This window comes from Caballeronia glebae (genome assembly GCF_001545035.1).
Classification (GTDB): domain Bacteria; phylum Pseudomonadota; class Gammaproteobacteria; order Burkholderiales; family Burkholderiaceae; genus Caballeronia; species Caballeronia glebae.
Map to the genome: position 1 here is coordinate 24766 of NZ_FCOJ02000038.1, position 12078 is coordinate 36843.

A 12078-nucleotide genomic window follows, 5' to 3' on the forward strand; every position below is an offset into this window, starting at 1 on the left:
ATGCGCGACAAAAACACCTCTTCGGCTTTCGACGTGAGTCGCCGTCGCTTTGCCCTGCAATCCGTGGCGCTCGGCGGCAGCATGCTGATGGCGAAAGCAGCGCTATCCGCCGATGCGCCGGCCCCGAACCAGACGACGGGCCCAGTGCAACAGGAGGGCCTGAGCCCGCGCCTCACGATGCATGGACTCGACACGTGGCACGGGACGCCTGCGGCGGGCATGCGCGTCGATCTGTTCGCAATCGAAGATGGACGTTCGAAGCTCCTGCAGACGATCACGCTTGCAGCGAGCGGTCGCAGCGAGCCGCCGCTCTTGATCGGCGAGACGTATCGCGCGGGGACCTATGAGTTGTTGCTGCATGCGGACGAATACTTCGCTGCGCGCAAGGCGGATCTGCCGCAGCCGATGTTCCTTTCGAAGATCCCGCTGCGCTTTCGCATTACCGACGCCAACCAGCGCATTCATCTACCTGTGCTGTTCGGACCGTGGAGCTATAACTACTACCGCGGCAGTTGAGCCGGAAACAAACGAAACGCGAGATCAGGAGACAACATCATGGCCGCAGGCATCACCACGCATGTACTTGACGTCGCGCTCGGCAAGCCCGCCGCCGGGATGCAGATCGAACTGTTCGATATCGGCACTCAGCCGCCCACGCTGCTCGCACGCACGCGCACCAATCGCGACGGACGCACCGACTCGCCTATCCTGCCAGCCACGCAAGCGCGCGCGGGCAGTTTCGAATTGCGTTTCTGGGTGGCCGATTACTTCAAGACGCCCGATGTGTTCGCCGATGTCGTTCCGGTACGCTTCACGCTCGCCGATGCCGCGCAGCACTATCATGTGCCGCTGCTCTGCTCGCCGTGGAGTTTCGGCACTTATCGGGGAAGTTGAACCGAAAATACGGAATCGCTCCACACGCCTTTTATCATCGACGGGAATGAAACTGTGGTGCTTCGTCGCCCGTCATGATCGAAGGGCTAGATCGGTGGCATTGCGACGCTTGAAAAGCTTCTGCGCCGTGGCGGAAACGGGCAGCTTCACCGCCGCGGCGCAGAAAGTGCGCAATGTTCGGTCGAGTGTCACGGTGCGCATCCAGCCGGCAATCGTTCGTGCGCTGTAGCCAAACGAAGCGGCAATGCTTCTTCCATCTCGAACGCCAGAGCTTTAGTAAGCGCGCCCACGCGCTCCGCGTCCGGCATGACGCGATCGATGTTATCCACGCCCCAAGCTCCCGCGTAGACAAGCGAAAGCATCTTCCGTTTTCCCCGCAGCACTTGTCCGTGAGCGCTCTCGTTTCGTGAATTCAGCGACGCGGCGTGAGCGCCGACAGCCTCAGCTCGCCGATTGCGTCCATCGCGCCGGCATTCGCACACACCGCAACGAGTTTGGGACCGGAGATAGCCGGCATGCTCGCGGAAGAAAGAATGCGCGGGCGCTGAAACAAAGTTGTCAAAAGCAAGTTTCTATTTCCGGTTTGGACCGGATGAATCTGAATTCGAAATGTGCGCCCCACCACTTACCGTTTTATAGAGATTTTCTAGAATCTTATTTGCAACGTATTTACACGAATCCCCTCTAGCGCATTGCGAATGTGCATGGCATAGTGCAAACGACAATCTATTAGAGGTAAGTCATGTCAACGCTGGAAAGTATTCAGTCACGTATCGAAGCACTTCAAGCGAAAGCCGATGCGCTCATCGCCAAAGAATCTGAAAGTGCGCTGCAAAAGATTCACCATTTGATGTCGAGCCATGGATTGACCATCTCGGACATCGAACACTATTCCGGTTCAGGCAAGAAGACACGCGGTTCGAGCGCTGCAAAAAAGCCGGGCACGGTCGCCTATCAGGATCCCAAAACCGGTGCGACCTGGAGCGGCCGCGGACGTGCGCCGGGCTGGATCGCCAGTGCAAAAGATCGTAGCAAGTTCGCAGTTGGCGCAAGCACGCAAGGGACCAAGGCTAAAGAAAAGACGCGCGCCGCGGTCAAGCGCAAAGGAAAGGGACAACCGCGCGGTCCTCAACCCGCGCTTTATCGCGATCCGGTAAGCGGTGCAACGTGGAGCGGTCGCGGCCGCGCACCTGCATGGCTCATATCCGTCGAAGACCGGACACCGTTTCTGATCGCCTGACAATGAATCTACATATGGCGGAGTTCGTTCACGACTCCGCCATTCTTTTTGCGGTTCCGTTTCAATCTAAATGCGCGGATCGAAATCGAATTCGATCCGTATGCCACCCGGCTCATAAATCATCATATGGCGTTTCGGACCGGTGCCTAGCAGTTCCGGCACGAATTCCACCGTCACCCCGGGCCATGTCGACACCCGCTCGAGAATCGTCGCGAGTGCGGCTTCATCCGCTGCGCGAAAGGCGAGATGATGAAGCCCGATATTCTTGCGCCGGTCGAATGCTATTGGCGCCGATTCGTCCTTTACCTGCCATAACGTAACCAGCAGCTTTCCGTCCGATACGAACACGGCCGGATACTCGGAGCGCTCGCCCACGATCTGCCAGCCGAGACATTGAACGAAGAAGTCCCGTGTTGCGTCGAGATTGCGCACGGTGAGACCTACGTGATCGATTCCAGATGTCAGCATCGTTTCCTCCACATGTCGGACATAAAAAGCGTGGTTTCACGCCTCGTTCGATTCCGCTGGCATGCTATCCCATTACACGGTCGGTGCTCGTCAGCGCGTGCGTCGACAACATGCCTTACGGCGGCGTGAAGGATTCGGAAATAGGCCGCGAAGGCATTCGCTATGCAATCCAGGACATGACCGAAGCGCGCCTTATAGTGATGCGCGAAACGTGGTGAGCGACATTCGAGCGCCCATAAGAAGGGAACGCTCGAATGTTCGACACGCTTATGCGAGCGTCAATTTGACGTCGATGTTATTGCGCGTTGCATTCGAATACGGACACACGATATGCGCTTTGTCGACCAGCGCCTGTGCCTCGCTGCGATCCATGCCCGGCAGCGAGATCTTCAATTCGACTTCGATGCCGAAACCGTTCGGGATTTGACCAATGCCCACGCTGCCGTCGACTGCGACATCTTTCGGCAGCGTGATCTTGTCGCGAGCGGCCACGAACTTGATCGCGCCAATGAAGCATGCGCTATAACCTGCGGCGAAGAGTTGCTCGGGATTGGTGCCATCTCCGCCGCCGCCTCCAAGTTCTTTCGGGGTTGTCAGCCTTAGATCCAGATTGCTTTCCGGCACGGTGGCGCGGCCGTCGCGGCCGCCCGTGACATGAGCATGCGCACGGTATAGAACCTTTTCAATCGACATCGTCAGACTCCTGTGCATTGTGTTGAGCGGCTCTCGCAGCGCGAAAGCGCCGGAGAAAGTCCGCTGACATGGATTCGCGATGGGACACCGCCCCGCATGGGGCGCGTTCCAATATCGAAGGATACTCAAGACACGGCGAGCGTGCTGACGCATGAGCGACGGGGCGAAGCGCACTCACTTCGATCACGACACGACAGGTTCTCTGCCTGGAAAGACCGGATCGGCAACGCGCGAAGTGGTTTCCTTCGCGATGCGTTCGCACAGCGCGACCACGTGTGCCGAACCGGTCGTCATGAAGAGCGCGTGATCGAGGTCGGAAAAGATTGCCATTCGCACGGATGGATAGCGCGACAGACGCGCGCCCTGCTTGCCGAAATGCGCGGCGATCAGATCCATGCCCGCATCGTATGCGCCGTAGACGAGCACCGTCTTCACGCCTTTGGCATCGAGCGCGCGAATGATCGGCCCGGGCTCCGTCGCCAGTTCGGGCGGCATTCCGCTCAGGCGATCGAGCCTCAATACATCGACGATACGTGAACGCGCACGCGTCGCCATATAACCGAGCACGAAACGCAATACACGCATCAACTGCTTTTCGCCGCGCAGAATAGCTTTCCATTTCTGCGGATCGAGCATCGAAAACGCATAACCTGCCATGGAATTGCGCGTCGATTGACGCAAGCCATCGGGCGCGACGTCGGCCGGCCTTTTGAATGTCGGCAGATTCACCGTGATGACGCCATTGATCGCGTGCTCGGCGACCGCCGCCTTCAGCGCATGATATGCGCCCGAGCAGACGCCGAATGCGAAGATCGACTTATAGCCCTGTCGCGCGAGCCAGCGTGCGGCGGCTGCGGTGTCATCGGTTGCGATCTGGTTATAGATGCGGCCGAACGCCGTATCGGATTGCACTTCGCCCGGTGCCGCCGGACTGTCGCCTCGGCCGCGTGCATCGAAACGCAGCGATGCGATGCCGCGCCGCGCAAGCTCGCGTGCAATGCGTACTGATAACCTGCTGTCGCCGACGCGCGCGCTCGCCGACGTATTCGCGATCAGGAACACCGGACCTCGGGCAGCGCCCGTGCGCGGCTCGCATAGAATGCCGAAAAGCTTTTCGTCGCCGATGCATACCGGAAGTTCGGTCGCTTCGGGCGTGTGGATCTTTAACGCGGACCAGTCATCGACATCGCATGTGGATGCGGCTTTCGGAGTCGATGAAGCGCTGCCCGCAATCCACTCCACGACCGCGGCGAACGCGGCGCGCGGCACTGCGTTGAACGCGGTTTCCTGAAGGAAGCCTGTCAGATCTTCAAACGGACGCGTCTCTCCTTCAACGCCCTTCTCGACGAGTGCGTCGCACAATGGATCCGTGCCACCCGCCTTCACGTTCATGATCAATGCGCGGCGTGCGGGCACAGTTGAAGCACCTTTCACGCTTGCAACGAGATCGATCGCCCGCAGCGATTCCTTGAATTCATCGCTATAAACCTGGCCCAGTACATTGAGCCGCGCATCGTCTTGCTGCTTCTCGCGCAAAGGCGGTGCAAGCAGTTCGAGCCATGTCTTGCGCACGATGCCGAGCTCACGCAGATACACGCGGCCGCTTGCAACGGGCGCGAGCAATACGAGCTCGTCCACAGGTTGGCGCAGTGCCGCCGCGAGTGCGAACGCGGCGCCCACTCTAAAGCCGCATAACGTGACATGCTCTATGCCTGTCGATGTCTTGAGCCAGTCGATAGCCGCACCGACGTCGTCGACAGATGATTCGAATTGATCGGGTGCGAGATCGGCGCCGGCCGAATCACCCGTGCCTCGATAGTCGAAACGCAGCACCCAGATGCCGCGCGCAGACAACGCATCGGCGAGATGGCGCATGCCGCCGTAAGTCCACACGTATTCATGCCCATACGTGTTGCAGAGCACCACGCCGCGCGTGCCGCTTCCCGGGTGCAGCCATCCGAAGCGGTTCCCGAATACAACCGGTCTCATTTCGATCTCGTCCTCTCTTTGGCGCGCAAGGACCGATAACTTTTAGTCTCGTCTTGCGATGCCTGGCCGTCAACGTCCCGTCGAATACGGGATCGCGAGGCATTGAGACGATTATATTAAGCGTCCTCTTCGTAACACGGCTCGCACGGGCGAATAGGTGCTAACGAGCTATCTATTGGCGCATAACGCATAGCCTGTGTTATCCACCGCTCATTTCTTCATGGAAGGCTTGAAAGAAATCAGACAGACGAGTTGCCTCGCCTGCCTATATGCAAATAAGGAAGATCGATTCCCGAATCAGAGATCCAGTACAAGTAGCTTGCTCGTCGCACGCGAGACGCATGCGGTCAGATATTGAGCCTTTTCTTCGTCGCTCATGATGCAGTCGTTGTGCTCGACCTCGCCTTCCAGATAGCGCACCTTGCACGTACCGCACAGGCCCGCGCAGCACGATGTTTCCATCGTCACGCCCGCTCCCGCCAGCGCATCGGCGATGCTCTCTTCCTTCGTGACTTCGATTTCCTGTCCCGTGCTCGCGATGCGCACGATGAAGCTGTCGTTGGCATCGTTGGCGGCCTGCTCGCCGGCGCTGCGCTCCGGCGCCTTGAAATGCTCGAAGTGCACCGTGCCGGTCGGCCAGTGCCGCGCCGCTTCCGCGCACGCGTTCATGAAGCCGCCCGGACCGCAGTAATAGACGTGCTCGCCTTCACCGGGCGCGTTCAGCAAGTCACGGATATCGAGACCCGCAGAAGGGTCGCCGCCATCGAAATGAAAATGCAGACGTCCGCTTGCGAGCATGTGTTCGAACTCGTCGGCGAACGCGGCGCTGCGTGCATCTTTCGCGCAGTAATGCATTTCGTAATCGATGCCTGCGTCGTCGAGTTCATGCGCCATCGCTTTCAAAGGCGTGACGCCGATGCCGCCCGCGATCAGCAACACGCGGCGCGCGCCGTCGACGAGATGAAAGTTATTGCGCGGCCGGCTTACGCGCACGATGTCCTGCACGCGCAATTGCTCGTGAAGCGCCTTCGAGCCACCGCGCCCGCGCTCATCGCGCAATACGGCTATCACATAGCGGTGTCGCTCGCGCGGCGCATTGCTGATCGAATACTGCCGCACGACGCCGCCCGCGAGATAAATGTCGATATGCGCGCCCGCCGTGAAAGGCGGCAATGGCGCACCGTCGGGATCGACGAGTTCGTATGAATTGATGCCCCGGCCTTCGAAGCGGACCTGACGCACGAGCAGATTCAAAGTCTGCTTCTGCGCCTCGGTCGAGATGGGTTGTGTGGACATGGTCGATTTCCTCGAATCGATGATCCGGCCTCGCGAGAGCGCGATGCGCCCTCGCGTCGGCCGCCTTATTGCTTCATCGCGTGCTCGAGTTCCTCGAAGCGTTCGCGCACGAATGCGTCACGTGCATCGCCCTTCAGCTTTTCGCTTTGCGCGAGAATGGCGACGATCTGTTTCGTCACCTTGCGACGTCGCACCACTTCTTCCTCGACAGTTTCGCCTTCCGGAATCTCGAACACGTTGCCCGCGCAGAAGCTATTCGGCGCGCCAGCGTTCTCCCGAAACCATTCCGCGAAGTTATGTGCCGACGCGGCCGGATTCGAACCGCGCAATGCGTCGCGCAGCATCTTGCGGAACAGGAACACGCCAGCGTCGAATTTCGTCGGATTTTCCAGCGAATGCACCGCGATCGGCCGCTGGCTGATGATCGCCTCATAGTCGCCGGGCGCGTATTGCGCCTGCTTGTAATTCGCGCGCTCGCGATGATTCGGCGGAATCGGCACGATGTCTTCTATCGTGTAGTCGCCGAAGCGCTCGGGACGACGCATCGCGACCTGACCGTCGAGAAAGTCGATCGACTCGTAACCCACCAGTTCTTTCTTGCCGATGCCGCGCGTGTCGATGCCGGGTCCCATCACGCGCCAGCCGATCATCTTGCTGTTCTCGTCGTCGACGGGAACCGTCCAGCGAATGATATGGAAGCGGCTAAAGAGCTTTTTCTTCGAACCATCTTCCGATGTATAGGCATGCAGGCTTAGATTCGGCAGCACCTGATGCTGAACGCGCACGAACAGGCGATCTTTATTCACGCGGCGCGCACCCGCGCACGCGAGGCTTCGGCCTTGCTGAACCGGCTGAAAATGCATGTCCGGCGCGACTTCCATCGACGCTGCGCCGACTTCATCGAACGTCGTGCCCTGGAATTGCCCTTTCACCACATTCTTCGCGGCATGCAATGCGGTCGGATGGAAGTTATCGGCGGCGTTGTCCTGTACCTGCAACCAGTTGCAATGCTGGAAGTTGCTGTAGGGCACGAGTTCGTCGCCCGGCATCACGGTGTAGTCGCCTTCCCATTCCGGAAACGGCGGCTCGTTTTCGGGCGGTCCCATGTAGGCGAATACGAGGCCGTGACGCTCGACCGCTTTATACGCACCCTGACGAATGGAACATGCGTACTTTTCGGCCTCTTGCTCTTCGCCCTTCGGAAACGGCACGTGCAGGCACGCGCCGTCCACGTCGAAGACCATGCCGTGATAGCAGCACATGATGCCGCGCTCCTGAACCGCGCCGTATTCGAGCGATGCGCCGCGATGCGCGCAATGCGCATGCAGCACGCCCACGCGCCCGCTGCCGTCGCGAAACGCCACCAGTTCTTCGTTGAGGATCTTCAGAAAGCGCGGCGTGTCGGTCAGTTCGATCGACATGCAGACCGGATGCCAGAAGGCGCGCATGTATTCACCCATCGGCGTGCCTGGTCCCGTTTCCGTCAGTTCCGGGTCGTGTCCCGGCACCTTGTTCACGTAGTAGCCCCCGTAAGGCACGAGCTTCTTGACTGTCGTGGCTGCGCCACCGCTGCTCTTTTGCCCTTCCAGCTTGTCCGATTTGATGGTCATGGGAAATCCTGCTTTCGAGTGGGGTTGAATGGATCGACGCCTGAGACCTGAATTCCGCCTTCTGAACTCCGAACTCTGTATACAAAGATTAACGTCGAGTAATGGCCTTGTCTCTATGGGTAAACCTGAACGTGAGCAGGCACGAATGACTGTGCGTTGACGCGTGGCGCCGGTGCGCTGTACCCTTGCCGTATTCTGTATCCAGAAATTACGGCCGAAATCATGCCCGCCAAACTTCTCAAGCTCCAGGCCCGCACCGACTACGTGGACGAGGTCTACAAGGTGCTGCTCGACGCCATCAGCTCCGGCTCGCTCGCCCCTGGCACCCGCATTACGCAGGAAGAAATCGCCGAGCAACTCGCGGTCTCGCGCTCGCCCGTTTTGCAGGCGCTGCGTCTTCTCAAGAAGGACGGCCTCGTCGTCGATGCGCCCGGACGCGGCTTGCTCGTTACCCCGCTCGATCCTGCGTGGATCAGCCACCTCTATGAGGTTCGCGGCGCGCTGGATTCGCTCGCCGCACGTCTCGCCGCCCAACGTGGCGCGAAGATTGACAAAGCGATCATCGCCAACGGCAGGCGTGCCTCGAAGAGCGACGACGTCAAGGCGATGATCGATGCCGACATGGCCTTCCACAACGCGATCTATACGGCATCGGGCAATCCGCTGATCGCCGAGAGCGCGCAGATGCACTGGGTCCATCTGCGCCGCGTGATGGGTGCCGTGCTGCAGGCATCGGGACAACGCAAATCGATCTGGGACGAACACGCTGCGATAGCGGCGGCTATCGCCGAACGCGACGGTCAGCGCGCCGCCGAGCTCACCGATCTGCATACGGCGAACGCGCGCAAGAACCTCGTCGAACGGCTCGGCCTCGTGCTGAGCGAGCAACGCGAACGGCAATCGGAAGCCACGTGATCTCGGATTCGAGCTTCGGCTGGCAGCAACGGCAACGACCTCTCTTTCGAGTGGCCGTTGCGCTCGATGCGCGTTCGTCAGTCGTTGCGACGGCGGTTGTTCACGAGCGCGGCGGGCACCGTGAAAACGAGCAGGCTGCCGATCACGCAACTCACCGCGAGGCCCAGCACGCCGTTGCCCGTCGAGCCCGAATGCGTCTGGATCACGCCGATGAGCCAAGGGCTCACGACGCCCGAGATGCTACCGACGGAATTCGCGAGCGCGAGGCCCGCGGCCGCCGCGCCGCCGCTGAGAATCGCGGGCGGCAGGACCCAGAACTGCGAGATGGTCGTGACGACGCCCATCGTCGCGAGCGTGAGGCCAATCATGCCGAAGAACGTGGAGTGCGCGTAGAGCACGCTGAGATACAGGCCGATCGCGCCAACCAAACCCGCTCCCGCCAGATGCCAGCGTCGCTCGCCGCGCTTGTCCGAGCTATGACCGACCGCGAGCATCGCGATGGCGCCCGCGGCATACGGAATCGCCGAGAGCAGGCCGATATCGAGCGGATCGGTCACGCCGCTCGCCTTCACCAGCGTCGGCAGCCAGAAGCTCACGCCGTAGAGTCCCATCGTGAAGAAGAAGTAAGTCACGCAGAGCAGCAGAACCTTCGGATGCAGCAATCCGTCTTTCACGGAATGCAGCGCATGCGCGGGCTTTTCGTCGCGCAGATTGGCTTCGAGCAGGGTCTTTTGCGAGTCGCTGAGCCACTTCGCATCGGCAACCTTGTCGTCGAGATAGAAGTATGCAATCACGCCCAGGATCGCCGTCGGAATGCCTTCGAGCAGGAAGAGCCATTGCCATCCCGCAATGCCGTGAGCGCCGCCCATATGCGTCATGATCCAGCCGGACAGCGGACCGCCGACGACGCCGGACATCGGAATGCCCGTCATGAAGAGCGCGGTGACTTTACTTCTGCGCGACGCGGGAAACCAGTACGTGAGATAGAGCAGAATCGCGGGGATGAAGCCCGCCTCGGCCACGCCGAGCATGAAGCGCATGACGTAGAAACTCGTCGGCGTGGTGACGAACATCATCGTTGCGGAGATCACGCCCCATGTCACCATGATGCGCGCAATCCAGCGCCGCGCGCCCACACGCAGCAAGATGAGATTGCTCGGCACTTCAAACAGGAGATAGCCGATAAAGAACACGCCCGCGCCCGCTCCATACACGGTTTCGCTGAAACGCAGGTCGCTGAGCATCTGCAGCTTCGCGAAGCTCACGTTGATACGGTCGAGATACGCGCAGAGATAACACACGAAGAGAAATGGCAGCAGACGCCATGTCACCTTCGCATACATGGACGATTCATCGCCCGCCAGATACGCAACCGGACTGTGGGAACTCATGCTCTGTCTCCTGGTTATGTTGTGCGTCTTGATCGATCACATGTTCACCATCCCAGACGAGAAAGACAAACGATGCCTGTTCATCGAACCATGACAGGCGCTCATGCATAAGGTGTTTCCATGAGGCGTATTCCGAACTTCGTACTCCTTCGCGCTTTCGAAGCGGCCGCGCGTCTGGAGAGCTTCACCCTTGCCGCAAGCGAGCTTCATCTCACGCAATCCGCGATCAGTCACCAGGTCAAGGAACTGGAACAGTATTTTGGCAGGCCGCTTTTTCATCGACGCAACCGGCGCGTGGAGACGACATCCGAAGGCCGTCGCCTGCACGAAAGTATTGGACGTGTGTTCGATGTTATCGAAGCCGCATGCGCCGAGGTCACGCTCGATCCGCTCGCGCAAGTGCTCGCGGTTCACTGCGCGCCGAGTTTCGCCGTGAAATGGCTCGGGCCGCGTCTGCCCGAATTCATGCAGGCACATCCGAACGTGACGATCCGTCTGTCGTCGGACGCGGAGCCCGCCGATCTCGCCCGCGCGCGCGAAGTCGATGTCGCCATTTCATATGGATACGCGCACGATCGCCCCGGCGTCGTCTCGCGCGCGCTAGGCACGGAGCACATCATCCCGATGTGCTCGCCATCGTTGTTGCAGGAAGGTGTGCCGGCATCGGTGCAGATCGGCAGGATGACGCTGATCGACTCGCAATTGAGCCGCGTGACATGGCCCGGCTGGTTCGCGCTCAACGGACTCGAAATGCCGCGCGGGCCGCGCCCTTCGTTCGACCGTGCGGCGCTCGCGATATCGGCGGCTGTGGATGGCATGGGCGTCGCGCTGGAAACGACGCGCCTCGCCGAGCGCGAACTCGCGCGCGGCGATCTGGTCGAGTTGGGCGCGGGTGCGTTCGCGCCGCTCGAAAGGGAGACCCACTTTCTCTCCTATCGCGTGAATGAACGCAATGTCGAAAAAGTGAAATGTTTCTGTGACTGGGTGCTGGCGAAGGCCGGACTCGACGACATAACCGAAGTCGAACCGCGCGGCTGAATCACGCCGCCTGTTTCGCCCGCTCTTCCTCCATCATGCGTGCATGGGCGTACACGCGATCGCGTTCGCGCGCGACGAGCGTGCGCTTGCGTGCAAGCGTCTGTCGTTGATATTTCGGATCGCCCATCTGCGTCACGTATTCACCATGTCGATGACGCAGATAACGCTGGAAAAATTCGGCGCCGGGCAAACCGCTGTCGAGCGCCATGAGCACCCCGTAGTCGATGTCGCCCAGGTCCCCGAGTGTCTTGATCGCGGATTCGAGGGCGGCATAACGCTGGGGCAGCGGCACTGCCTTGTCGCATAGCGCATGAAAGCGCTGATAGGGCAGCACCTGTCCGTGCGATGCGCACCGCCATAACACTTTCGCGAGCCGTTGACTGAGTTCCGTTTCCACGTTTTCCTCCCGCATGGTTGCGCGGATCGTATGAGTTTGACATTTCACCGTCATTCGAATAACGAAGACGGCGCCCCGTTTCCTGCAATCACCTGCCACGCCAGGAATATGCGCGACGCACGCCATTGCGCCACGTCGCTTTGCGCC

14 protein-coding genes are annotated in these 12078 nt (G+C 60.1%); 6 read left to right on the forward strand and 8 right to left on the reverse strand.

Going from position 1 to position 12078, the window contains the following annotated elements; translation table 11 throughout:
* Genes AWB82_RS23500 through AWB82_RS36810 form a run of 3 tightly spaced genes read left to right on the forward strand, consistent with a single transcriptional unit; the run spans nucleotide 1 to nucleotide 1123 of the window.
* Entirely contained in the window at nucleotides 1-516 is a 516-nt protein-coding gene (locus AWB82_RS23500) for a hydroxyisourate hydrolase (protein ID WP_086971487.1), read from the forward strand.
* A gap of 39 nt (nucleotides 517-555) precedes the next feature.
* Nucleotides 556-894 carry a hydroxyisourate hydrolase gene (uraH, locus tag AWB82_RS23505; RefSeq protein ID WP_086971489.1) on the forward strand — a complete coding sequence of 113 codons (339 nt, stop codon included), beginning with the start codon at nucleotides 556-558 and terminating at the stop codon, nucleotides 892-894.
* A 46-nt stretch (nucleotides 895-940) separates the two neighbouring features.
* Nucleotides 941-1123, forward strand: coding sequence for a helix-turn-helix domain-containing protein (locus AWB82_RS36810; RefSeq protein ID WP_235023410.1), 183 nt, complete (start codon nucleotides 941-943; stop codon nucleotides 1121-1123).
* Here the strand turns inward: AWB82_RS36810 and AWB82_RS38050 are convergent.
* Nucleotides 1083-1223, reverse strand: coding sequence for a hypothetical protein (locus AWB82_RS38050; protein ID WP_200818194.1), 141 nt, complete (start codon nucleotides 1221-1223; stop codon nucleotides 1083-1085). The genes AWB82_RS36810 and AWB82_RS38050 overlap by 41 nt on opposite strands.
* Nucleotides 1224-1636: 413 nt before the next feature.
* Between AWB82_RS38050 and AWB82_RS23510 the strand changes: the two genes are divergently transcribed.
* Complete coding sequence (locus tag AWB82_RS23510; RefSeq protein ID WP_086971491.1) at nucleotides 1637-2134, forward strand: H-NS family nucleoid-associated regulatory protein; 498 nt, start codon at nucleotides 1637-1639, stop codon at nucleotides 2132-2134.
* Between the two features lie 66 nt (nucleotides 2135-2200).
* On the opposite strand, the gene AWB82_RS23515 is transcribed toward AWB82_RS23510, so the two are convergent.
* From AWB82_RS23515 to AWB82_RS23535, 5 genes are all read right to left on the reverse strand, one after another.
* Nucleotides 2201-2602 carry a VOC family protein gene (locus AWB82_RS23515; protein ID WP_235023411.1) on the reverse strand — a complete coding sequence of 134 codons (402 nt, stop codon included), beginning with the start codon at nucleotides 2600-2602 and terminating at the stop codon, nucleotides 2201-2203.
* Nucleotides 2603-2869: 267 nt separating this feature from the next.
* Complete coding sequence (locus tag AWB82_RS23520; protein WP_035501996.1) at nucleotides 2870-3295, reverse strand: organic hydroperoxide resistance protein; 426 nt, start codon at nucleotides 3293-3295, stop codon at nucleotides 2870-2872.
* 183 nt (nucleotides 3296-3478) lie between these two features.
* A complete protein-coding gene (locus AWB82_RS23525) occupies nucleotides 3479-5284 on the reverse strand; it encodes an alpha/beta fold hydrolase (protein WP_086971493.1) in 1806 nt (601 codons plus the stop codon).
* 297 nt (nucleotides 5285-5581) lie between these two features.
* On the reverse strand, nucleotides 5582-6580 hold the full coding sequence (locus AWB82_RS23530) for a PDR/VanB family oxidoreductase (RefSeq protein WP_086971495.1): 999 nt from the start codon (nucleotides 6578-6580) through the stop codon (nucleotides 5582-5584).
* Between the two features lie 65 nt (nucleotides 6581-6645).
* A complete protein-coding gene (locus AWB82_RS23535) occupies nucleotides 6646-8190 on the reverse strand; it encodes a Rieske 2Fe-2S domain-containing protein (RefSeq protein ID WP_086971497.1) in 1545 nt (514 codons plus the stop codon).
* A 222-nt stretch (nucleotides 8191-8412) separates the two neighbouring features.
* Between AWB82_RS23535 and AWB82_RS23540 the strand changes: the two genes are divergently transcribed.
* Nucleotides 8413-9105 (forward strand): GntR family transcriptional regulator, encoded by a 693-nt coding sequence (locus AWB82_RS23540; protein ID WP_086971498.1) that lies wholly within the window; start codon nucleotides 8413-8415, stop codon nucleotides 9103-9105.
* Between the two features lie 77 nt (nucleotides 9106-9182).
* On the opposite strand, the gene AWB82_RS23545 is transcribed toward AWB82_RS23540, so the two are convergent.
* The gene (locus tag AWB82_RS23545; RefSeq protein WP_086971500.1) at nucleotides 9183-10496 is read right to left on the reverse strand and encodes an MFS transporter; all 1314 of its coding nucleotides are present in this window, start codon (nucleotides 10494-10496) and stop codon (nucleotides 9183-9185) included.
* 120 nt (nucleotides 10497-10616) lie between these two features.
* On the opposite strand from AWB82_RS23545, the gene AWB82_RS23550 reads away from it, so the two are divergent.
* The gene (locus AWB82_RS23550) at nucleotides 10617-11534 is read left to right on the forward strand and encodes a LysR substrate-binding domain-containing protein (protein WP_086971501.1); all 918 of its coding nucleotides are present in this window, start codon (nucleotides 10617-10619) and stop codon (nucleotides 11532-11534) included.
* Nucleotide 11535: 1 nt separating this feature from the next.
* Here the strand turns inward: AWB82_RS23550 and AWB82_RS23555 are convergent, their stop codons facing one another.
* Entirely contained in the window at nucleotides 11536-11931 is a 396-nt protein-coding gene (locus tag AWB82_RS23555; RefSeq protein WP_086971568.1) for a hypothetical protein, read from the reverse strand.
* Between the last annotated feature and the right edge of the window lie 147 nt (nucleotides 11932-12078).

Coding starts and splice junctions, on each gene's coding strand:
- AWB82_RS23500 (WP_086971487.1), top strand. CDS start 1: ATGCGCGACAAAAACACCTCTTCGGCTTTCGACGTGAGTCGCCGTCGC.
- uraH (WP_086971489.1), top strand. CDS start 556: ATGGCCGCAGGCATCACCACGCATGTACTTGACGTCGCGCTCGGCAAG.
- AWB82_RS36810 (WP_235023410.1), top strand. CDS start 941: ATGAAACTGTGGTGCTTCGTCGCCCGTCATGATCGAAGGGCTAGATCG.
- AWB82_RS23510 (WP_086971491.1), top strand. CDS start 1,637: ATGTCAACGCTGGAAAGTATTCAGTCACGTATCGAAGCACTTCAAGCG.
- AWB82_RS23515 (WP_235023411.1), bottom strand. CDS start 2,602: ATGCTGACATCTGGAATCGATCACGTAGGTCTCACCGTGCGCAATCTC.
- AWB82_RS23520 (WP_035501996.1), bottom strand. CDS start 3,295: ATGTCGATTGAAAAGGTTCTATACCGTGCGCATGCTCATGTCACGGGC.
- AWB82_RS23525 (WP_086971493.1), bottom strand. CDS start 5,284: ATGAGACCGGTTGTATTCGGGAACCGCTTCGGATGGCTGCACCCGGGA.
- AWB82_RS23530 (WP_086971495.1), bottom strand. CDS start 6,580: ATGTCCACACAACCCATCTCGACCGAGGCGCAGAAGCAGACTTTGAAT.
- AWB82_RS23535 (WP_086971497.1), bottom strand. CDS start 8,190: ATGACCATCAAATCGGACAAGCTGGAAGGGCAAAAGAGCAGCGGTGGC.
- AWB82_RS23540 (WP_086971498.1), top strand. CDS start 8,413: ATGCCCGCCAAACTTCTCAAGCTCCAGGCCCGCACCGACTACGTGGAC.
- AWB82_RS23545 (WP_086971500.1), bottom strand. CDS start 10,496: ATGAGTTCCCACAGTCCGGTTGCGTATCTGGCGGGCGATGAATCGTCC.
- AWB82_RS23550 (WP_086971501.1), top strand. CDS start 10,617: ATGAGGCGTATTCCGAACTTCGTACTCCTTCGCGCTTTCGAAGCGGCC.